A 17,553-nucleotide genomic window follows, 5' to 3' on the forward strand; every position below is an offset into this window, starting at 1 on the left:
CTCCTCCTCCGTGGTCTCCTCGGTCGCCTCGGCGGCCGGAGCCTCCTCGGCGGTGGCCTCGGTGGTCTCCTCGGCCGGGGCCTCGGTCTCGACAGCCTCGGTCTCGACAGCCTCGGTCTCGGTCGGCTCGGCGGGAGCCTCCTCGACCGGAGCAGCCTCGGCCTTCTTGTCGGCCTTCTTGTCAGCCTTCTTGGTGGCCTGCTTCGGCTGGTAGGCCTCGGTCACGAGCTCGATGACCGCCATCGGGGCGTTGTCGCCCTTGCGCGGACCGATCTTCGTGATCCGGGTGTAGCCACCGGGACGCTCGGTGAAGGTCTCGGCGATCTCGGTGAAGAGCTTGTGGACGACACCCTTGTCGCGGATGGTCTTGAGGACCTCGCGGCGGTTGTGCAGGTCGCCCTTCTTCGCCTTGGTGATCAGCTTCTCCGCGACGGGGCGCAGCGTGCGCGCCTTGGCCTCGGTGGTCGTGATCCGGCCGTGGTCGAACAGCTGGGTGGCCAGGTTCGACAGGATGAGCCGCTGGTGCGCCGGGCTGCCGCCGAGGCGGGCACCCTTCTTGGGAGTAGGCATCTGCCTCTTCCTTCCTCTCCGGCCGTATGAGGTACCGGGGTAGACGACCTACCGGTTGCAGGTCGGTTTCGGTGCTGGGACGTCATACGCCCTGGTAGCTGGAGCCACCAGAACGTATGACGTCCGCGGGGATCAGTACTGCTCGTCCTCGACGAACGCGTCGTCGTCGTCGTCGCCGTAGGCGGCGAGGGCGGCGGTCGGGTCGAAGCCCGGCGCGCTGTCCTTGAGGGAGAGGCCCATCTCGTGCAGCTTCGCCTTGACCTCGTCGATCGACTTGGCGCCGAAGTTGCGGATGTCCAGCAGGTCCTGCTCCGAGCGGCTGATGAGCTCACCCACGGTGTGGATGCCCTCGCGCTTGAGGCAGTTGTAGGACCGGACGGTGAGCTGCAGGTCCTCGACCGGCAGGGCCAGGTCGGCGGCGAGCTGCTCGTCGACCGGCGACGGGCCGATGTCGATGCCCTCGGCCTCGACGTTGAGCTCCCGGGCGAGGCCGAAGAGCTCGACCAGCGTCTTGCCGGCCGACGCGATGGCGTCGCGCGGCTTGATGGACGGCTTGGACTCGACGTCGATGACGAGCTTGTCGAAGTCGGTGCGCTGCTCGACACGGGTCGCCTCGACCTTGTACGAGACCTTGAGCACCGGGCTGTAGATCGAGTCGACCGGGATGCGGCCGATCTCATTGTCGGCGCCCTTGTTCTGGACGGCCGACACGTAGCCGCGACCGCGCTCGACGACGAGCTCGAGCTCGATCTTGCCCTTGTCCGACAGGGTCGCGATCTTCAGGTCGGGGTTGTGGACCTCGACACCGGCCGGCGGCGCGATGTCGGCGGCCGTGACGTCACCGGCACCCGACTTGCGCAGGTACATCGTGACGGGCTCGTCGTGCTCGGAGGAGACGACCAGACCCTTGAGGTTCAAGATCACCTCGGTCACGTCCTCCTTGACGCCCTCGATGGTCGAGAACTCATGGAGGACGCCGTCGATCTTGATGCTGGTGACGGCGGCGCCGGGGATCGAGGACAGCAGCGTACGCCGAAGGCTGTTCCCGAGCGTGTAGCCGAAGCCAGGCTCCAGCGGCTCGATCACGAACCGCGAGCGGAACTCGTCGACGGTCTCTTCCGACAGGGTGGGGCGCTGTGCGATGAGCACTGGTTCTTTCCTTTCCGGGCCTACCCGCTATATGACAGGCCCGAACTCCAGGGTGATGACGGAAGGTGTTTCGACCGGCACCCCGTCCCTCGCGGTCGGGGGTGCCGGTCGGCGATCACAGCTTCGAGTAGTACTCGACGATGAGCTGCTCCTGGACCGGGATGTCGATCTGGGCCCGGATGGGGAGCTGGTGCACGAAGATCCGCATGCGGCCGGGGACGGCCTCGAGCCAGGCGGGGACGACGCGCTCGCCGTGGGTCTCGCGAGCCACGATGAACGGGGTCATCTCCAGCGACTTCTCACGGACGTCGATGACGTCGTGAGCCGAGACCTGGTACGACGGGATGTTGACCTTCTTGCCGTTGACCAGGAAGTGGCCGTGGACGACCAGCTGCCGGGCGTGACGACGGGTGCGGGCGAAGCCGGCACGGTAGACGACGTTGTCCAGGCGGCACTCGAGCAGCTGGAGCAGGTTGTCACCGGTCTTGCCGGCACGGCGGTGCGCCTCGGCGTAGTAGTTCGCGAACTGCTTCTCGAGGACGCCGTAGCTGAAGCGAGCCTTCTGCTTCTCGCGAAGCTGCAGGAGGTACTCGCTCTCCTTGATCCGACCGCGGCCGTGCTGGCCCGGGGGGTAGGGACGCTTCTCGAAGGCGGCGTCGCCGCCGACCAGGTCGACACCGAGACGGCGCGACTTGCGGGTCATGGGGCCGGTGTAACGGGCCATGTTCTCTCAGTCTCTCTTTCAGTCTCGGGTCGGGATCAGACGCGGCGGCGCTTGGGCGGGCGGCAGCCGTTGTGCGGGGTCGGCGTGACGTCCTGGATGGTGCCGACCTCGAGGCCGATCGCACCGAGCGAACGGATCGCGGTCTCGCGGCCGGAGCCCGGACCCTTGACGAAGACGTCGATCTTCTTCATGCCGTGGTCCATCGCGCGACGACCGGCGGCCTCGGCGGCCATCTGGGCGGCGAACGGGGTGGACTTGCGCGAGCCCTTGAAGCCGACGGTGCCGGCGCTGGCCCACGAGATCACCGCACCGGTCGGGTCGGTGATCGTGACGATCGTGTTGTTGAACGTGCTCTTGATGTGGGCTTCGCCCTGAGCGACGTTCTTCTTCTCCTTGCGGCGGACCTTGGTCTTCGCCGCAGCCTGACGGCTCTTGGGAGGCATTCAATAACTCCTGGATTGGCTGGTCTGTGAGATCGGGGGCCGGATCAACGCTGCGCCGGACGAATCCGGTACAGGCGTCGGATCACTTGGCCTTCTTCTTGCCGGCGACGGTGCGCTTCGGGCCCTTGCGGGTGCGAGCGTTCGTCTTGGTGCGCTGGCCGCGGACCGGAAGGCCCATGCGGTGACGGCGACCCTGGTAGCTGCCGATCTCGATCTTGCGACGGATGTCGCCCTGCACCTCACGACGAAGGTCACCCTCGATCGTCAGGTTGCGGGACTCGATCTCCTTCGCGAGCTTGACCAGCTCGTCCTCGGAGAGCGCGTGGACGCGGGTGTTGGGGTCAACACCGGTCGCGGCCAGGAGCTGCTGGGAGGTGGTACGGCCGATGCCGTAGATGTAGGTGAGTGCGATCTCCACGCGCTTCTCACGCGGAAGGTCGACACCGACGAGGCGTGCCATGGTGATTCCTTAGGTTTCGACTTCAGGTGTCAGTCGACGTACGTCCCAGGTGGCGCCTGAGCTCTGGCCTGAAGCTCCAGAGGTGGTTCCCCGCAGCGGATCCGCGGGTAGTGCGTCGAGTTGGTATTCAGTTGTGGTGGCCTGCGATCAGCCCTGGCGCTGCTTGTGGCGCGGGTTCTCGCAGATGACCATGACGCGGCCGTGGCGACGAATCACCTTGCACTTGTCACAGATCGGCTTGACGCTGGGGTTGACCTTCATGGTCAGCCTCTTTCTTCGCTAGTCGGCTGTCACTTGTAGCGGTAGACGATGCGACCCCGAGTGAGGTCGTACGGCGAGAGCTCCACCACCACACGGTCCTCGGGGAGGATCCGGATGTAGTGCTGGCGCATCTTGCCGCTGATGTGGGCGAGAACCTTGTGCCCGTTGCTCAGCTCGACGCGGAACATGGCATTCGGCAGGGCCTCCACTACGGTGCCCTCGATCTCGATCACGCCTTCTTTCTTCGGCATGTCCTCACTAACTGCTCGTGGTGTCGTCTACCGTTTCGTGCACCGCGGATCGTCGTCGGACGATCTGCGGGTTGGCCCGGGAACCTCTCACTACACTCGTGAGTGGACCTCGTGAAGCCGTCCCGCACACCTCAATCCCGAGACGATGCTCAGGCAGCCGCGAGGCGCGACGAGACAGACCCACGTTGGGTCGACACGCCAGTCTAGGCTTCGGCGCGGCCACGCCCAAATTCACGTGTCAGTCGACGAGGAGCCGCAACGTCTGCTCACGGCCGGGCGCGGTCCGCGGGTCGACGCCTGCGTGCGCTCCGGCGACGGGGTTGACCATCACCTCGTCCACGTCGAACTCGGCCGCCAGGTCAGCGATCCGCTTCCGGGCGTACGCCGGGTCGCCGATCACCCACCGGTCCCGCATGGCCTGCAGCAGCCCGTGGTGCGCCTCGGCGACCGGGACCCGCTCGGCATCCTCGACCAACCGCTGCGCCGCGAGCGGCTGGCCGGTGCGCAGCGCGAGCATCGTCAGCAGCTGGGGCAGGGCGAGACGGTCGGCCTCGTCGGCGTCCTCGGCGACGGCGGCGTTGACGGTCAGGAAGGTGCGCGGCTCGCTCAGCTCCGGCGACGGCCGGAAGGTCGAGCGGTACAGCTCGATCGCCTCACGGGTCCCCGAGCCCGAGAAGTGATGCGCGAAGACGTACGGCATGCCCTTCTCGGCGGCCAGCCGGGCCGAGTAGTCCGAGGACCCCAGCAGCCAGATCGTGGGGACACCGGTCGCCGCGGGCGTCGCGTGCAGCGCGTGGCGACGACCGCCGACCGAGACCGAGACCCCGCCGGTGTCCATCATGGCGAGCACGTTGTCGACGTACTCGGGGAAGCGGTTGACCGTCTCCTCGGCGTCGGCGGGACCACCGTGGCGCAGCGCCCACGCGGTGACCTGGTCGGTGCCCGGCGCGCGGCCGATCCCCAGGTCGATGCGGCCGGGGAACGCCGCCTCCAGGATCGCGAACTGCTCGGCGACGACCAGGGGCGCGTGGTTGGGCAGCATCACGCCACCGGAGCCGACCCTGATCCGCTCGGTCGCGCCGGCGAGGAGGCTGATGAGGACCGGCGGGTTGGTCGCGGCGACCGCCGGCATGTTGTGGTGCTCGGCCACCCAGTAACGGGTGTAGCCCAGCTCGTCGGCCACCTTCGCGAGCGACACCGAGGCCGCGATCGCGTCCGCGCTGCTCTGGTCGGTGCGGACGGGGACGAGGTCGAGGACGGAGAGAGCAGGAGTCACGAGTGGTGAACCCCGCTCCACTCCCCCTTGTTCCGGCCGGCGACCTCCCGGACGCGTCAGTCGCGGCCGCCGTAGGGCACGCCGAGCTCGGCGAGGCGGGCGCGGCCGCCGTCGAGCGCGGTGAGCACCCACGCGCCCTGGGGCGTCAGCGTGAAGCTGTGCTCGAAGTGTGCGGCCCAGCTGCCATCGGTCGTGACGACCGTCCAGTCGTCGTCGAGCACGTCGGTGTCCTTGGTGCCGAGGGTCACCATCGGCTCCACAGCCAGTGCCAGGCCCTCGACGAGCTTGGGTCCCTTCCCCCGTCGCCCGTAGTTGGGCACGTCGGGCGGCTGGTGCATCTCCGAGCCGATGCCGTGGCCCGTGTAGTCCTCGAGGATCCCGTAGCGGCCGGCGCTCCGGACGTGCCGCTCGACAGCGTGGGAGATGTCGCTGACTCGACCACCGAGGCGGGCAGCGGCGATCCCATGCCACATCGCCTCCTCGGTGACGGCCATCAGCGTGGTGAGCTCGTCCGAGACAGGCCCGATCGCGACCGTGATCGCCGCGTCGCCGTGCCAGCCGTCGACGATCGCGCCGCAGTCGATCGAGACCAGGTCGCCCTCGGCCAGCACCCGATCACCCGGGATGCCGTGGACCACCTCGTCGTTGACGGAGGCGCAGATCGAGGCAGGGAAGCCCTGGTAGCCCAGGAACGACGGGGTCGCGCCGGCCGTACGGATGGCATCCTCGGCGATGGCGTCGAGCTCCCGCGTGGTCATGCCGGCGCGGACCGAGGAGCGAAGCAGCTCGAGGGTGTTGCCGACCACGAGGCCGGCGCGACGCATCGCGTCGATCTGTTCCGGCGTCTTGATCTCGAGGCGCTCGAAGAAGCCCATCTCAGCGCCCCTGAGCGTTCATGGCGTGCGCTGCCAAGGCGGAGGAGGGAAGTCGACCTTCAGAGCGCAGCGGTCGTCGACCGACGACAACGCAGGCAGCGCGCGCCATGGGCGCTCAGGACTCGGGGACGACGTCGAGGGCGTCGAAGATCCGCTTGGTGACCTCGTCGACCTCGCCGAGCCCGTCGACCTCCACCAGGATGTCGCGCTCGCCGTAGACCTGGATCAGCGGCTGGGTCTGCTCGAGGTAAACCTCCTGCCGGCGCCGGATGACGTCCTCGGTGTCGTCGGCGCGGCCTTCGATCTGGGCGCGCTGCAGCAGCCGCTTGACGACCTCGTCCTTGTCCACGACCACGCTGAGCACGGCGTCGAGCTGGTGACCGGTGAACTTGATCATCCCGTCGAGCTCCTCGACCTGAGCGAGGGTGCGGGGGTAGCCGTCGAGCAGGAAGCCCTGCTTGGCGTCGGGCTCGTCGATCCGGTTCCGGACCATCCGGTTGGTGATCTCGTCGGGCACGTACTCGCCGGCGTCCATGTAGCGCTTCGCCTCCACGCCGAGCGGCGTCCCCTGCGAGACGTTCGCGCGGAAGATGTCGCCGGTGGAGATGGCCGGGATGCCGAAGTGCTCGGCGATGTACCGCGCCTGGGTGCCCTTACCGGCCCCAGGCGGGCCCATGATGATCAACCTCAACGCAGGAATCCTTCGTAGTTGCGCTGCTGCAGCTGGCTCTCGATCTGCTTCACCGTGTCGAGGGCGACGCCGACCATGATCAGGATCGAGGTGCCGCCGAACGGGAAGTTGTTGTTGGCGTTGATCAGCGCGAGCGCGATCAGCGGGATGAGCGCGATCAGACCGAGGTAGAGCGAGCCGGGCAGCGTGATGCGGGAAAGGACGTAGGACAGATAGTCCTCGGTCGGCTTGCCCGCCCGGATCCCGGGGATGAAGCCGCCGTACTTCTTCATGTTGTCCGCCACTTCCTTCGGGTTGAAGGTGATGGAGACGTAGAAGTAGGTGAAGAAGACGATGAGCAGGAAGAACGCCGCCATGTAGAGCGGGTGGTCACCGCGCACGAAGTAGGTGTTGATCCAGTCGACCCAGAAGGCGCCGCTGTTCCGGTTGAACTGGGCGGCCATCGCGGGGAGGTAGAGCAGGGAGCTCGCGAAGATGACCGGGATGACTCCGGCCTGGTTCACCTTGAGCGGGATGTACGTCGACGAGCCGCCGAACATCTTGCGGCCGACCATCCGGCGGGCGTACTGCACCGGGATCCGGCGCTGCGCCTGCTCGATGAAGATGACTGCCGCGACCAGCGCGAGGCCGATGGCGAGCACGACCGAGAAGGTCCACCAGCCGTGCTGCTGCCGGACGGCCCACAGCGTGGCCGGGAAGGTCGCGACGACCTGCGTGAAGATCAGGATCGACATGCCGTTGCCGATGCCACGCTCGGTGATGAGCTCGCCGAGCCACATGATGACGGCCGTGCCGGCGGTCATCGTGACGACCATGACCAGGAACGTGCTCGTGCTGTTGCTGTAGAGAAGGTCCTGGTTGCACTGGAGCAGGTTGCCCGAGCGGGCCAGTGCGACGATGCCGGTCGCCTGCAGGAGGGCGAGGCCGAGCGTCAGGTAGCGGGTGTACTGCGTGATCTTCGTCTGACCCGACTGACCCTCTTCCTTGAGGGCCTCGAGTCGTGGGATCACGACCACGAGCAGCTGCAGGATGATGCTCGCGGTGATGTAGGGCATGATCCCCAGCGCGAACACGGTGAGCTGCAGCAGCGCTCCACCGGAGAACAGGTTCACCATGTTGTAGAGCCCGGCGCCCGAGCCCGACTTGGTGAGGCTGATGCAGTCCTGGACGTTGGCGACGTTGACGCCAGGGGCCGGGATCTGTGAGCCCGCCCGGAAGATCACGATGATCATCAGGACGAACAGCAACTTGCGACGCAGATCCGGAGTCCGGAATGCGTTCGCGAACGCGCCTAGCACGAGTGGATCCCTCTTCTCACACAACCATTTTCGAGTGGACGTCGGCCGGACCCGGCGACAGCCCCGCGAAGCCTAACAGGGGCGCTGAACCACGAACGCGGCCAGGGGCGCCGACAGACGACCCTGGCCGCGTTCATGCTCAGCCGAGTTTGCGAGTCTCAGGACTCGGTGATCGTGCCACCGGCGTTCTCGATCGCGGCCTTGGCGGACGCGGAGAACTTGTCGGCGGTCACGTCGACCTTGACGGTCAGGTCGCCGTTGCCGAGGACCTTGACGGGCTGGCCCTTGCGGACCGCACCCTTCGCGACCAGGTCGGCCACGGTGACGGTGCCGCCCTCGGGGAACAGCTCGCTGATCTTGTCCAGGTTCACGACCTGGAACTCGACCTTGAACGGGTTCTTGAAGCCCTTGAGCTTCGGAAGCCGCATGTGGATCGGCATCTGGCCACCCTCGAAGGCGACCGGAACCTGGTAACGGGCCTTCGTGCCCTTGGTACCACGGCCGGCGGTCTTACCCTTCGAGCCCTCACCGCGACCGACGCGGGTCTTGGCCTTCTTGGCACCCGGCGCGGGCGCCAGGTTGTGCAGCTTGAGCGTCATGTCAGTCGACCTCCTCGACCGTCACGAGGTGACGGACGGTGTGGACCATGCCGCGGATCTCCGGGCGGTCCTCCTTGACGACAACGTCACCGATGCGCTTGAGACCAAGCGAGCGGAGCGTGTCGCGCTGGTTCTGCTTCAGGCCGACGAGGCCCTTGTTCTGGCGAACCTTGAGCTGTGCCATCAGGCCGACACCTCCGCAGGGGCGGCACCGGCGGCCGCAGCCTCGTCGCGCGCCTTCAGCAGAGCGGCCGGCGCGACGTGCTCGACGGGGAGGCCACGACGGGCCGCCACAGCCTCGGGCTGCTCGAGCTGACGCAGCGCCGCGACCGTCGCGTGGACGATGTTGATCTGGTTGGACGAGCCGAGCGACTTGCTCAGCACGTCGTGGATGCCGGCGCACTCGAGGACGGCACGCACCGGGCCGCCCGCGATGACACCGGTACCAGGAGCGGCCGGACGCAGCAGCACGACGCCTGCGGCCTTCTCGCCCTGGACCGGGTGCGGGATCGTGCCCTGGATGCGGGGGACGCGGAAGAAGTGCTTCTTCGCCTCCTCGACACCCTTGGCGATCGCCGCCGGAACTTCCTTCGCCTTGCCGTAGCCGACGCCGACGAGACCGTCCCCGTCACCGACGATCACGAGGGCGGTGAAGCTGAAGCGACGACCACCCTTCACGACCTTGGCGACACGGTTGATCGCGACGACGCGCTCGATGTAGGCGGTCTTCTCAGCAGCCTGGCCGCGACGATCGTCGCGTCCACGGCGCTCGCCACCACGCGTACCGCGCTGGGCTCCGCTCATGAGACTTTCCTCTTCCTTAGCTAGTCTGTCGCGATCAGAACTGCAGGCCGCCCTCGCGGGCGCCGTCAGCCAGGGCCGCGATGCGGCCGGTGTACTTGTTGCCGGCGCGGTCGAAGACCACGCCCTCGATGCCGGCGGCCTTCGCGCGCTCAGCGACGAGCTGACCGACGGCCTTGGCCTTGTCGGACTTCGCAGCGTCGTTCGAGCGGAGGTCCGCCTCGAGGGTGGACGCCGACACCAGGGTCTTGCCGACAGTGTCGTCGACGACCTGGGCGATCATGTGCTTGGCCGACTTGGTGACGACCAGGCGCGGACGCTCGGCAGTGCCGTTGACCTTCTTGCGACCGCGGACCTGACGCTTGAGGCGCGCCTTGACCTTGGCAGCGGTGTGCTTGTTGTTGGACAGCGAGATGGCCATCGTCACTTACCAGCCTTTCCGACCTTGCGGCGGACGTTCTCGCCGGCGTAGCGAACGCCCTTGCCCTTGTAAGGCTCGGGCTTGCGCAGCTTGCGGATGTTGGCCGCGACCTCACCGACCTGCTGCTTGTCGATCCCGACCACACCGAGCTTGGTGGGGCCGTCGACGGTGAAGCTGATGCCCTCGGGGGCGTCGAAGATGATCGGGTGGCTGTAGCCGAGCTGGAACTCCAGCTGGGTCGGGCCCTTGGACAGGACGCGGTAGCCCACGCCCACGATCTCGAGCTTCTTCTCGTAGCCCTCGGTCACACCGATCACCATGTTGTTGATGAGGGTGCGCGACAGGCCGTGCAGCGCCTTCGAAAGGCGCTCGTCGTCGGGGCGCTTGACGTCGAGGACGCCCTCACCCTGCTCGACGGTGATCGGCGCGGCGACCACGTGCGACAGGGTGCCCTTCGGGCCCTTGACGGTGACCTCCTGGCCGGCGATCTGGACGTCGACACCGCCCGGAACCAGGACGGGGAGCTTGCCAATGCGTGACATGTTCTTCTCTCCTTCCCAGATCACCAGACGTAGGCGAGGACTTCCCCACCCACGCCCTTCTGGTTGGCCTGACGGTCGGTCAGCAGACCCTGGCTCGTCGAGATGATCGCGATGCCCAGGCCACCGAGCACGCGGGGCAGACCCGTGTGCTTGGCGTAAACCCGGAGGCCGGGCTTGCTGATGCGGCGCACGCCGGCGAGCGAGCGCTCGCGAGTGCGGCCGTACTTGAGGGTGATGGTCAGCGTCTTGCCGACGGCGGGGGTGCCGTCCGCAGCGACGTTGTCCTTCACGTCGAAGGAGGTGATGTAGCCCTCCTGCTTGAGGATCTCCGCGACGCCAGCCTTGATCTTGCTGTACGGCATCGAGACCGAGTCGTGGTACGCCTGGTTGGCGTTACGCAGACGCGTGAGCATGTCTGCGATCGGGTCAGTCATCGTCATGATGTGTTCTTTCTCGAAGTGGTTTCGCTCCGCCGGGGCGCGAGCGACCTGCTACGGGTTGAGGGTGATCGAGCCTGTCGAGGTCACCAGCTGGACTTGGTCACGCCGGGCAGCTCGCCGCGGTGGGCCATCTCCCGCAGGCAGATACGGCACAGGCCGAACTTGCGGAACACGGCCTTCGGCCGGCCGCAACGCTGGCAGCGGGTGTAGGCGCGGACGGCGTACTTCGGCTTGCGCGCGGCCTTGACCTTGAGGGCGGTCTTCGCCATGTCAGTTCTCCTTGAACGGGAAGCCGAGGGCCTTCAGCAGCGCCCGACCCTGGTCGTCGTTGGTGGCAGTGGTCACGATGGTGATGTCCATGCCTCGCGACCGGTCGATCCTGTCCTGGTCGATCTCGTGGAACATGACCTGCTCGGTGAGACCGAAGGTGTAGTTGCCACGGCCGTCGAACTGGGTGGCGTTCAGACCACGGAAGTCGCGGATGCGCGGAAGCGCGAGCGACAGGAGGCGGTCCAGGAACTCCCACATGCGGTCGCCACGCAGCGTGACGTGCGCGCCGATGGGCATGCCCTCACGCAGCTTGAACTGCGCGATGGACTTGCGGGCCTTGGTGACCAGCGGCTTCTGGCCGGTGATCGCGGTGAGGTCGCGCACGGCGCCCTCGATCAGCTTCGAGTCGCGAGCCGCCTCGCCGACACCCATGTTGACCACGATCTTGGTCAGGCCGGGGATCTGCATGACGTTCTTGATGTCGAACTGCTCGCGGAGGGCCGGAGCGATCTCGTCGGCGTAGCGGGCCTTCAGGCGCGGCGCGGTACGGATCTGGGTCTCGGTCATCTCAGATCTCCTTGCCGGACTTGCGCGAGATGCGGACGCTGCGCTCAGCCGTGTAGGTCGAGCCGTCGGGACGACGCTTGGTCACGGTGTCGCGACGGAAGCCGATGCGGACCGTCTTGCCGTCCTCGAGCAGCATCACGTTGGACACGTGGATGGGGGCCTCGGTCGTGACGATGCCGCCGGTGGTGCCGGCGCGGCCGCCCTGGTCCTGGACCTTGGTGTGCTTCTTGACGAGGTTGACACCCTCGACCACGAGCCGGTCGTCCTCACGCAGGACGCGGATGACCTTGCCCTCGGCGCCCTTGTCCTTGCCCGCGATCACCTTGACGGTGTCGCCCTTCTTGATGTTGAAGCTCTGCTTCTTGCCAGACATCACAGCACCTCCGGCGCAAGCGAGATGATCTTCATGAACTTCTTCTCGCGCAGCTCGCGGCCGACGGGGCCGAAGATGCGGGTGCCTCGCGGCTCGCCGTCGTTCTTGAGAATGACGGCGGCGTTCTCGTCGAAGCGGATGTAAGAGCCGTCAGGACGACGACGCTCCTTCACCGTGCGCACGACGACGGCCTTGACGACGTCACCCTTCTTCACGTTGCCACCGGGGATCGCGTCCTTCACGGTGGCGACGATGACGTCACCGATGCCGGCGTAGCGACGCCCAGAGCCACCGAGAACGCGGATGCAGAGGATCTCCTTGGCACCCGTGTTGTCGGCGACCTTGAGTCGCGACTCCTGCTGAATCATCAAATACTCCTTGTCGCGCTGGTTCTCATCCGCATCAGAGGCGGGTGAGCCTGGCCGAACTTGTGTGGATTGCGGGCGACAGGCCCAGCCACCTATGGTCGCTGGGCCTGGCACCCTTGGTCAATTTGGCGACGCTCGACGATGCCGAGGAACGTCACCAGTGAGACGCCGTACGTCGGCCAGGCCGCCGTACGGCGCATGTCACTTGGCCTTCTCGATGACCTCGACGAGACGCCACCGCTTCGTGGCGCTCAGCGGCCGGGTCTCCATCAGGAGGACGCGGTCGCCGATGCCGGCGGTGTTCTGCTCGTCGTGGGCCTTGAGCTTGCTCGTGCGGCGCAGGACCTTGCCGTAGAGCGGGTGCTTCACGCGGTCCTCGACCTCGACGACGATGGTCTTGTCCATCTTGTCGCTGACGACGAGCCCCTCGCGGACCTTGCGGCCGTTGCGGTCGGTGGTCTCCACCTCAGCCATCTCAGGCCTCCTCGTTCTTGCTCGCACCCGGCGCGACGCGGATGCCGAGCTCGCGCTCACGCACCACGGTGTAGATCCGGGCGATGTCCTTCTTGACCAGGTGCAGACGACCGTGGCTCTCCAGCTGGCCGGTGGCCGCCTGGAAGCGGAGGTTGAACAACTCCTCCTTGGCCTCGCGGAGTCGCGCCTCGAGGTCGACGTCGTTGAGCTCGTCGAGCTCGTGCGCCTTCAGGCTGGTCGCCATCAGAACTCACCGGCCTCTCGGGTGATGAAACGGCACTTCATGGGCAGCTTGTGGATCGCGCGGCGCATCGCCTCGCGGGCCACGTCCTCGGTCACGCCGGAGAGCTCGAACATCACTCGGCCGGGCTTGACGTTGGCGATCCACCACTCGGGCGAGCCCTTACCGGAACCCATGCGGGTCTCGGCGGGCTTCTTGGTGAGCGGGCGGTCGGGGTAGATGTTGATCCACACCTTGCCGCCACGCTTGATGTGACGGGTCATGGCGATACGGGCCGACTCGATCTGTCGGTTGGTCACGTAGTGACCCTCGATCGCCTGGATGCCGAAGTCGCCGAAGGCGAGCTTCGTGCCGCCCTTGGCAGCACCCGTCCGCTTGGGGTGGTGCTGCTTGCGGTGCTTGACGCGGCGGGGCATCAGCATGGGTCAGCCCTCCTGGCTGGTCGTCTCGGCGGCGACGGCCTCGGCAGGAGCCTCGACCGGAGCCTCGGGGGCGACCGCAGCGTCGCGCTCACCGCGGCCGGCGCGCGAGCCACGGCTCGGGCGCTCGCCACCACGGGTCGGACGACCACCGCGACCGGGGACACCGGCGCGGGAAGCGGCCTGGGCCTGGCGCTCGGCACGGGTGCCGGCGACCTCGCCCTTGTAGATCCAGACCTTCACGCCGATCCGGCCGAAGGTCGTACGGGCCTCGTAGAAGCCGTAGTCGATGTCGGCACGCAGCGTGTGCAGCGGAACGCGGCCCTCGCGGTAGAACTCGGTGCGCGACATCTCGGCGCCGTTGAGACGGCCCGAGCACTGGATCCGGATGCCCTTGGCACCCGAGCGCATCGTGGTCTGCATGGCCTTGCGCATGGCGCGACGGAACTGCACGCGACCGCTGAGCTGCTCGGCGACACCCTGGGCGACGAGCTGAGCGTCGACCTCGGGGTTCTTGACCTCGAGGATGTTCAGCTGCACCTGCTTGCCGGTGAGCTTCTCGAGCTCGCCGCGGATGCGGTCGGCCTCGGCGCCGCGGCGGCCGATGACGATGCCCGGACGCGCCGTGTGGATGTCCACGCGGACACGGTCACGGGTGCGCTCGATCTCGACCTTGGCGATGCCGGCCCGCTCCATGCCCTTGCTGAGCAGCTTGCGGATGGCGACGTCCTCGCCGACGTACGACTTGTACAGCTTGTCGGCGTACCAACGCGACTTGTGGTCGGTCGAGATGCCGAGGCGGAAGCCGTTCGGGTTGATCTTCTGACCCATTACTTCTTGCCACCCTTCTTGACCACGTCCGCAGGCTGGACGACCAGCGTGATGTGGCTCGTGCGCTTGTTGATGCGGGTCGCGCGGCCCTGGGCACGCGGACGCCAGCGCTTCATGGTCGGACCCTCGTCCACCTGGGCGACGGAGACGACCAGGTCACCGCGGTCGAGACCCTCAGTGGTCTCGGCGTTGGCGATGGCGCTCTCCAGCACCTTGTAGACGGTCTCCGAGGCGGCCTGCGGCGCGAAGGCCAGCAGGGACAGCGCCTCGTCGACGGGCAGCCCGCGGACAAGGTCGACGACGCGGCGCGCCTTCAGCGGCGTGATCCGCACGTAGCGGGCACTCGCGAAGGCACCCGGCTGGCCGCCGAGCAGCGACTCGCGGCGGGCGCTCACGCGCCGACGCTCAGTAACGCTCATGATGCTCGTTATCTCCAGTTCCTAGGTTCGGATGAGCCCCCGCCTCAGCGGCGGCGGCCCTTCCGGTCTTCCTTCACGTGACCCTTGTACGTGCGGGTCGGGGCGAACTCGCCCAGCTTGTGGCCGACCATGGAGTCGGACACGAAGACCGGGACGTGCTTGCGGCCGTCGTGGACGGCGATCGTGTGGCCGATCATCGCGGGGATGATCATCGAACGGCGCGACCAGGTCTTGATGACGTTGTGGGTGCCCTTGTCGTTCTCGGCGTCCACCTTCTTCTGAAGGTGATCGTCGATGAAGGGGCCCTTCTTCAGGCTGCGAGGCATCTGTCTCTATCTCCTGGTCAGCGCTTGTTCTTGCCGGACTTGCGGCGACGGATGATCTGGGCGTCGCTGGCCTTGCGCTTGCGCGTGCGGCCCTCGGGCTTGCCCCACGGCGAGACCGGGTGGCGACCACCGGAGGTCTTGCCCTCACCACCACCGTGCGGGTGGTCGACCGGGTTCATGACGACACCGCGGACGGTCGGGCGGACGCCCTTCCAGCGCATGCGGCCGGCCTTGCCCCAGTTGATGTTCGACTGCTCGGCGTTGCCGACCTCGCCGACGGTGGCGCGGCAGCGCACGTCGACGAAGCGCATCTCGCCGGACGGCATGCGCAGCGTGGCGCGGCTGCCCTCACGAGCGACCAGCTGGGCGCTGATGCCGGCGGAGCGGGCGATCTTCGCACCGCCACCGGGACGCAGCTCCACGGCGTGGATCGTCGTGCCGACGGGGATGTTGCGCAGCGGCAGGTTGTTGCCGGTCTTGATGTCGGCGGTCGGGCCGGACTCGACGACGGTGCCCTGCGACAGGTCCTTCGGCGCGAGGATGTAGCGCTTCTCGCCGTCGGCGTAGTGCAGGAGCGCGATCCGGGCGGTGCGGTTCGGGTCGTACTCGATGTGAGCGACCTTGGCCGGCACGCCGTCCTTGTCGTAGCGCTTGAAGTCGATGATCCGGAACGTGCGCTTGTGACCGCCACCCTTGTGCCGGGTGGTGATCCGGCCCTGGTTGTTGCGGCCACCCGTCTTGGGCAGCGGACGCGTGAGCGACTTCTCCGGCGTGGTCCGGGTGATCTCGACGAAGTCAGCCACCGAGGAGCCACGACGGCCCGGGGTGGTCGGCTTGTACTTACGGATAGCCATGTCTTCTTCAGTCCTTAATCAGCCCGGTCAGGAGACCGGACCTCCGAAGATGTCGATGCGGTGACCGTCGGCCAGGCTGACGATGGCGCGCTTGGTGTCCTTGCGCTTGCCGAGCCCGTTACGGGTACGACGCGTCTTGCCGGTCCGGTTGATCGTGTTGACCGAGGTGACCTTGACGTTGAAGACCTTCTCAACGGCGATCTTGATCTCGGTCTTGTTCGCATCCGGGTGCACCAGGAACGTGTACTTGTTCTGGTCGAGGAGGCCGTAGCTCTTCTCGGAGACGACCGGCGCGAGCAGGACGTCGCGGTGGTCCTTGTGCAGGGTGCTCACTTGGCAGCCTCCTCGGTCTTGGCGCCGACGAAGGTGTCGTACGCGCCCTTGGTGAAGACCACGTCGTCGCTGGCCAGCACGTCGTACGTGTTGAGCTGGTCGACGGCGACGATGTGCACCTCGGGGGCGTTGCGCAGCGACAGCCAGGTGTTGACGTCGGTGCGCTCGAGGACCACGAGGTACTTGCGACGGTCCGTCAGCGTGCGCAGGCCGGCGAGCGCGTCCTTGGTGGACGGCTTGTCGCCGAGCCCGAAGCCCTCGACCACGTGGAGGCGGTCGTTCTGGGCCCGGTCGGAGAGGGCACCGCGGAGGGCGGCGGCCTTCATCTTCTTGGGGGTGCGCTGGCTGTAGTCACGCGGCTGCGGGCCGTGGACGACGCCACCGCCGGCGAACTGCGGCGCGCGGGTCGAGCCCTGGCGGGCGCGGCCGGTGCCCTTCTGCTTGTAGGGCTTGCGGCCACCGCCGCGAACCTCGCCGCGGGTCTTGGTGGCGTGCGTGCCCTGACGAGCAGCGGCCTGCTGGGCCACGACGACCTGGTGGATCAGCGGGACGTTGACGGCAACGTCGAAGATCTCGGCGGGCAGGTCGACCTTGACAGTCTTGAGAGCCATGGTCAGTTCTCCGTCTTCTTCGCGGCGGAGCGAAGGACGAGCAGACCACCCCGGGGGCCGGGGACGGCGCCCTTGAGGAGGATGAGGCCCTTGTCCGCGTCGACTGCGTGCACGGTCAGGTTCTGGGTGGTGACGGTGTCGGTACCCATGTGGCCAGCCATGCGGACGCCCTTGAACACGCGACCGGGGGTGGCGCAGGCGCCGATCGAGCCCGGCTTGCGGTGGTTGCGGTGAGCACCGTGCGAGGCGGACACGCCGGAGAAGCCGTGACGCTTCATCGTGCCGGCGAAGCCCTTGCCCTTGCTGGTGCCCGTCACGTCGATCGCCTGACCGGCGACGAACAGGTCGACGGCGAGCTCCTGGCCCACCGTGTACGACGCGGCGTCGGCGGTGCGGATCTCGACCAGGTGCTTGCGCGGCGTGGTGCCGGCCTTCACGAACTGGCCGGCGACCGGCTTGGTGACCTTGCGGCCGGCGATCTCGCCGAACCCGACCTGGATGGCGTTGTAGCCGTCGGTCTCGGGGTTACGGATCTGGGTGACCACGTTGGTCGCCGCGGCGACGACGGTCACCGGGATCACGCGGTTGTTCTCGTCCCAGACCTGGGTCATGCCGAGCTTCGTGCCCAGCAGGCCCTTCACGTTGCGTTCGATCGTCATGTCAACA

Annotated in this window: 31 protein-coding genes; all 31 read right to left on the reverse strand. The window is 67.3% G+C overall.

The genetic code is table 11. The features are described 5' to 3' along the window. On the reverse strand, positions 1–570 hold a 570-nt coding region (gene rplQ, locus ABD205_RS14285; protein WP_344045750.1), incomplete at its 3' end, for a 50S ribosomal protein L17. Between the two features lie 132 nt (positions 571–702). Beyond that, positions 703–1,719: a DNA-directed RNA polymerase subunit alpha gene (locus ABD205_RS14290; RefSeq protein WP_344045752.1), complete on the reverse strand. Its 1,017-nt coding sequence runs from the start codon at positions 1,717–1,719 to the stop codon at positions 703–705. Positions 1,720–1,834: 115 nt separating this feature from the next. After that, positions 1,835–2,443 carry a 30S ribosomal protein S4 gene (gene rpsD / locus ABD205_RS14295; protein ID WP_344045754.1) on the reverse strand — a complete coding sequence of 203 codons (609 nt, stop codon included), beginning with the start codon at positions 2,441–2,443 and terminating at the stop codon, positions 1,835–1,837. A gap of 35 nt (positions 2,444–2,478) precedes the next feature. Continuing rightward, positions 2,479–2,886, reverse strand: a complete 408-nt coding sequence (gene rpsK / locus ABD205_RS14300) for a 30S ribosomal protein S11 (RefSeq protein WP_325573739.1) — start codon at positions 2,884–2,886, stop codon at positions 2,479–2,481. 82 nt (positions 2,887–2,968) lie between these two features. After that, the gene (gene rpsM, locus ABD205_RS14305; RefSeq protein WP_344045758.1) at positions 2,969–3,346 is read right to left on the reverse strand and encodes a 30S ribosomal protein S13; all 378 of its coding nucleotides are present in this window, start codon (positions 3,344–3,346) and stop codon (positions 2,969–2,971) included. Positions 3,347–3,493: 147 nt separating this feature from the next. After that, on the reverse strand, positions 3,494–3,607 hold the full coding sequence (gene rpmJ, locus ABD205_RS14310; protein ID WP_004008316.1) for a 50S ribosomal protein L36: 114 nt from the start codon (positions 3,605–3,607) through the stop codon (positions 3,494–3,496). Positions 3,608–3,636: 29 nt separating this feature from the next. After that, complete coding sequence (gene infA / locus ABD205_RS14315; RefSeq protein WP_011757309.1) at positions 3,637–3,858, reverse strand: translation initiation factor IF-1; 222 nt, start codon at positions 3,856–3,858, stop codon at positions 3,637–3,639. A 238-nt stretch (positions 3,859–4,096) separates the two neighbouring features. After that, positions 4,097–5,134 carry an LLM class flavin-dependent oxidoreductase gene (locus ABD205_RS14320; protein ID WP_344045760.1) on the reverse strand — a complete coding sequence of 346 codons (1,038 nt, stop codon included), beginning with the start codon at positions 5,132–5,134 and terminating at the stop codon, positions 4,097–4,099. Between the two features lie 56 nt (positions 5,135–5,190). Further along, a complete protein-coding gene (gene map, locus ABD205_RS14325; protein WP_344045762.1) occupies positions 5,191–6,009 on the reverse strand; it encodes a type I methionyl aminopeptidase in 819 nt (272 codons plus the stop codon). 115 nt (positions 6,010–6,124) lie between these two features. Then, positions 6,125–6,700: an adenylate kinase gene (locus ABD205_RS14330; protein ID WP_344045764.1), complete on the reverse strand. Its 576-nt coding sequence runs from the start codon at positions 6,698–6,700 to the stop codon at positions 6,125–6,127. Further along, complete coding sequence (secY, locus tag ABD205_RS14335) at positions 6,697–7,998, reverse strand: preprotein translocase subunit SecY (RefSeq protein ID WP_344045766.1); 1,302 nt, start codon at positions 7,996–7,998, stop codon at positions 6,697–6,699. Before secY ends, ABD205_RS14330 begins: the two co-directional genes overlap by 4 nt. Before the next feature lie 158 nt (positions 7,999–8,156). Continuing rightward, entirely contained in the window at positions 8,157–8,597 is a 441-nt protein-coding gene (gene rplO / locus ABD205_RS14340) for a 50S ribosomal protein L15 (protein ID WP_344045768.1), read from the reverse strand. A 1-nt stretch (position 8,598) separates the two neighbouring features. Beyond that, complete coding sequence (gene rpmD / locus ABD205_RS14345) at positions 8,599–8,781, reverse strand: 50S ribosomal protein L30 (protein WP_091125777.1); 183 nt, start codon at positions 8,779–8,781, stop codon at positions 8,599–8,601. Further along, positions 8,781–9,401: a 30S ribosomal protein S5 gene (gene rpsE / locus ABD205_RS14350; protein ID WP_344045772.1), complete on the reverse strand. Its 621-nt coding sequence runs from the start codon at positions 9,399–9,401 to the stop codon at positions 8,781–8,783. The genes rpmD and rpsE overlap by 1 nt, the downstream gene beginning before the upstream one ends. 34 nt (positions 9,402–9,435) lie before the next feature. Further along, on the reverse strand, positions 9,436–9,819 hold the full coding sequence (rplR, locus tag ABD205_RS14355) for a 50S ribosomal protein L18 (protein WP_344045900.1): 384 nt from the start codon (positions 9,817–9,819) through the stop codon (positions 9,436–9,438). A 2-nt stretch (positions 9,820–9,821) separates the two neighbouring features. Continuing rightward, the gene (gene rplF, locus ABD205_RS14360) at positions 9,822–10,361 is read right to left on the reverse strand and encodes a 50S ribosomal protein L6 (protein ID WP_344045774.1); all 540 of its coding nucleotides are present in this window, start codon (positions 10,359–10,361) and stop codon (positions 9,822–9,824) included. A 20-nt stretch (positions 10,362–10,381) separates the two neighbouring features. Then, positions 10,382–10,801, reverse strand: a complete 420-nt coding sequence (gene rpsH, locus ABD205_RS14365) for a 30S ribosomal protein S8 (RefSeq protein WP_344045776.1) — start codon at positions 10,799–10,801, stop codon at positions 10,382–10,384. Between the two features lie 83 nt (positions 10,802–10,884). Beyond that, entirely contained in the window at positions 10,885–11,070 is a 186-nt protein-coding gene (locus tag ABD205_RS14370; protein WP_008361020.1) for a type Z 30S ribosomal protein S14, read from the reverse strand. A 1-nt stretch (position 11,071) separates the two neighbouring features. Continuing rightward, entirely contained in the window at positions 11,072–11,638 is a 567-nt protein-coding gene (gene rplE / locus ABD205_RS14375) for a 50S ribosomal protein L5 (protein WP_344045779.1), read from the reverse strand. 1 nt (position 11,639) lies between these two features. Beyond that, positions 11,640–12,011, reverse strand: coding sequence for a 50S ribosomal protein L24 (gene rplX / locus ABD205_RS14380; RefSeq protein ID WP_344045780.1), 372 nt, complete (start codon positions 12,009–12,011; stop codon positions 11,640–11,642). Beyond that, positions 12,011–12,379: a 50S ribosomal protein L14 gene (gene rplN, locus ABD205_RS14385; RefSeq protein ID WP_011757324.1), complete on the reverse strand. Its 369-nt coding sequence runs from the start codon at positions 12,377–12,379 to the stop codon at positions 12,011–12,013. The genes rplX and rplN overlap by 1 nt, the downstream gene beginning before the upstream one ends. A gap of 201 nt (positions 12,380–12,580) precedes the next feature. Beyond that, positions 12,581–12,853 (reverse strand): 30S ribosomal protein S17, encoded by a 273-nt coding sequence (gene rpsQ / locus ABD205_RS14390; protein WP_344045782.1) that lies wholly within the window; start codon positions 12,851–12,853, stop codon positions 12,581–12,583. A 1-nt stretch (position 12,854) separates the two neighbouring features. Next, positions 12,855–13,097 carry a 50S ribosomal protein L29 gene (gene rpmC, locus ABD205_RS14395; protein WP_344045785.1) on the reverse strand — a complete coding sequence of 81 codons (243 nt, stop codon included), beginning with the start codon at positions 13,095–13,097 and terminating at the stop codon, positions 12,855–12,857. Then, positions 13,097–13,516 carry a 50S ribosomal protein L16 gene (gene rplP / locus ABD205_RS14400; RefSeq protein ID WP_344045787.1) on the reverse strand — a complete coding sequence of 140 codons (420 nt, stop codon included), beginning with the start codon at positions 13,514–13,516 and terminating at the stop codon, positions 13,097–13,099. The genes rpmC and rplP overlap by 1 nt, the downstream gene beginning before the upstream one ends. A 3-nt stretch (positions 13,517–13,519) precedes the next feature. Next, the gene (gene rpsC / locus ABD205_RS14405; RefSeq protein WP_344045789.1) at positions 13,520–14,344 is read right to left on the reverse strand and encodes a 30S ribosomal protein S3; all 825 of its coding nucleotides are present in this window, start codon (positions 14,342–14,344) and stop codon (positions 13,520–13,522) included. Continuing rightward, a complete protein-coding gene (gene rplV / locus ABD205_RS14410; RefSeq protein ID WP_344045791.1) occupies positions 14,344–14,763 on the reverse strand; it encodes a 50S ribosomal protein L22 in 420 nt (139 codons plus the stop codon). The genes rpsC and rplV overlap by 1 nt, the downstream gene beginning before the upstream one ends. Positions 14,764–14,807: 44 nt before the next feature. Further along, positions 14,808–15,089: a 30S ribosomal protein S19 gene (gene rpsS, locus ABD205_RS14415; RefSeq protein WP_344045792.1), complete on the reverse strand. Its 282-nt coding sequence runs from the start codon at positions 15,087–15,089 to the stop codon at positions 14,808–14,810. A 17-nt stretch (positions 15,090–15,106) separates the two neighbouring features. Beyond that, entirely contained in the window at positions 15,107–15,943 is an 837-nt protein-coding gene (gene rplB / locus ABD205_RS14420; protein WP_344045793.1) for a 50S ribosomal protein L2, read from the reverse strand. A 27-nt stretch (positions 15,944–15,970) separates the two neighbouring features. Then, positions 15,971–16,276 (reverse strand): 50S ribosomal protein L23, encoded by a 306-nt coding sequence (gene rplW, locus ABD205_RS14425; RefSeq protein WP_344045794.1) that lies wholly within the window; start codon positions 16,274–16,276, stop codon positions 15,971–15,973. Then, positions 16,273–16,887: a 50S ribosomal protein L4 gene (gene rplD, locus ABD205_RS14430; protein WP_344045796.1), complete on the reverse strand. Its 615-nt coding sequence runs from the start codon at positions 16,885–16,887 to the stop codon at positions 16,273–16,275. Before rplD ends, rplW begins: the two co-directional genes overlap by 4 nt. A gap of 2 nt (positions 16,888–16,889) precedes the next feature. Then, complete coding sequence (gene rplC / locus ABD205_RS14435) at positions 16,890–17,546, reverse strand: 50S ribosomal protein L3 (protein WP_344045798.1); 657 nt, start codon at positions 17,544–17,546, stop codon at positions 16,890–16,892. Between the last annotated feature and the right edge of the window lie 7 nt (positions 17,547–17,553).

Source organism: Nocardioides panacihumi (assembly GCF_039530925.1).
GTDB lineage: Bacteria > Actinomycetota > Actinomycetes > Propionibacteriales > Nocardioidaceae > Nocardioides > Nocardioides panacihumi.

Excerpts from the sequence above, each read along its gene's own strand:
- rpmD (WP_091125777.1), bottom strand. The coding sequence starts at position 8,781 with ATGGCACAGCTCAAGGTTCGCCAGAACAAGGGCCTCGTCGGCCTGAAG.
- rpsD (WP_344045754.1), bottom strand. The coding sequence starts at position 2,443 with ATGGCCCGTTACACCGGCCCCATGACCCGCAAGTCGCGCCGTCTCGGT.
- rplO (WP_344045768.1), bottom strand. The coding sequence starts at position 8,597 with ATGACGCTCAAGCTGCACAACCTGGCGCCCGCGCCGGGTGCCAAGAAG.
- rplF (WP_344045774.1), bottom strand. The coding sequence starts at position 10,361 with ATGTCACGCATTGGCAAGCTCCCCGTCCTGGTTCCGGGCGGTGTCGAC.
- rplC (WP_344045798.1), bottom strand. The coding sequence starts at position 17,546 with ATGACGATCGAACGCAACGTGAAGGGCCTGCTGGGCACGAAGCTCGGC.
- rpsC (WP_344045789.1), bottom strand. The coding sequence starts at position 14,344 with ATGGGTCAGAAGATCAACCCGAACGGCTTCCGCCTCGGCATCTCGACC.
- rplD (WP_344045796.1), bottom strand. The coding sequence starts at position 16,887 with ATGGCTCTCAAGACTGTCAAGGTCGACCTGCCCGCCGAGATCTTCGAC.
- infA (WP_011757309.1), bottom strand. The coding sequence starts at position 3,858 with ATGCCGAAGAAAGAAGGCGTGATCGAGATCGAGGGCACCGTAGTGGAG.
- rpsM (WP_344045758.1), bottom strand. The coding sequence starts at position 3,346 with ATGGCACGCCTCGTCGGTGTCGACCTTCCGCGTGAGAAGCGCGTGGAG.
- map (WP_344045762.1), bottom strand. The coding sequence starts at position 6,009 with ATGGGCTTCTTCGAGCGCCTCGAGATCAAGACGCCGGAACAGATCGAC.
- rplV (WP_344045791.1), bottom strand. The coding sequence starts at position 14,763 with ATGAGCGTTACTGAGCGTCGGCGCGTGAGCGCCCGCCGCGAGTCGCTG.
- rpmJ (WP_004008316.1), bottom strand. The coding sequence starts at position 3,607 with ATGAAGGTCAACCCCAGCGTCAAGCCGATCTGTGACAAGTGCAAGGTG.
- rpsE (WP_344045772.1), bottom strand. The coding sequence starts at position 9,401 with ATGAGCGGAGCCCAGCGCGGTACGCGTGGTGGCGAGCGCCGTGGACGC.
- rpsK (WP_325573739.1), bottom strand. The coding sequence starts at position 2,886 with ATGCCTCCCAAGAGCCGTCAGGCTGCGGCGAAGACCAAGGTCCGCCGC.
- rpsQ (WP_344045782.1), bottom strand. The coding sequence starts at position 12,853 with ATGGCTGAGGTGGAGACCACCGACCGCAACGGCCGCAAGGTCCGCGAG.
- rplB (WP_344045793.1), bottom strand. The coding sequence starts at position 15,943 with ATGGCTATCCGTAAGTACAAGCCGACCACCCCGGGCCGTCGTGGCTCC.
- rplN (WP_011757324.1), bottom strand. The coding sequence starts at position 12,379 with ATGATTCAGCAGGAGTCGCGACTCAAGGTCGCCGACAACACGGGTGCC.
- rplE (WP_344045779.1), bottom strand. The coding sequence starts at position 11,638 with ATGACCGAGACCCAGATCCGTACCGCGCCGCGCCTGAAGGCCCGCTAC.
- rpmC (WP_344045785.1), bottom strand. The coding sequence starts at position 13,097 with ATGGCGACCAGCCTGAAGGCGCACGAGCTCGACGAGCTCAACGACGTC.
- ABD205_RS14370 (WP_008361020.1), bottom strand. The coding sequence starts at position 11,070 with ATGGCGAAGACCGCCCTCAAGGTCAAGGCCGCGCGCAAGCCGAAGTAC.
- rplX (WP_344045780.1), bottom strand. The coding sequence starts at position 12,011 with ATGTCTGGCAAGAAGCAGAGCTTCAACATCAAGAAGGGCGACACCGTC.
- rpsH (WP_344045776.1), bottom strand. The coding sequence starts at position 10,801 with ATGACGATGACTGACCCGATCGCAGACATGCTCACGCGTCTGCGTAAC.
- rplP (WP_344045787.1), bottom strand. The coding sequence starts at position 13,516 with ATGCTGATGCCCCGCCGCGTCAAGCACCGCAAGCAGCACCACCCCAAG.
- rpsS (WP_344045792.1), bottom strand. The coding sequence starts at position 15,089 with ATGCCTCGCAGCCTGAAGAAGGGCCCCTTCATCGACGATCACCTTCAG.
- rplR (WP_344045900.1), bottom strand. The coding sequence starts at position 9,819 with ATGGCCATCTCGCTGTCCAACAACAAGCACACCGCTGCCAAGGTCAAG.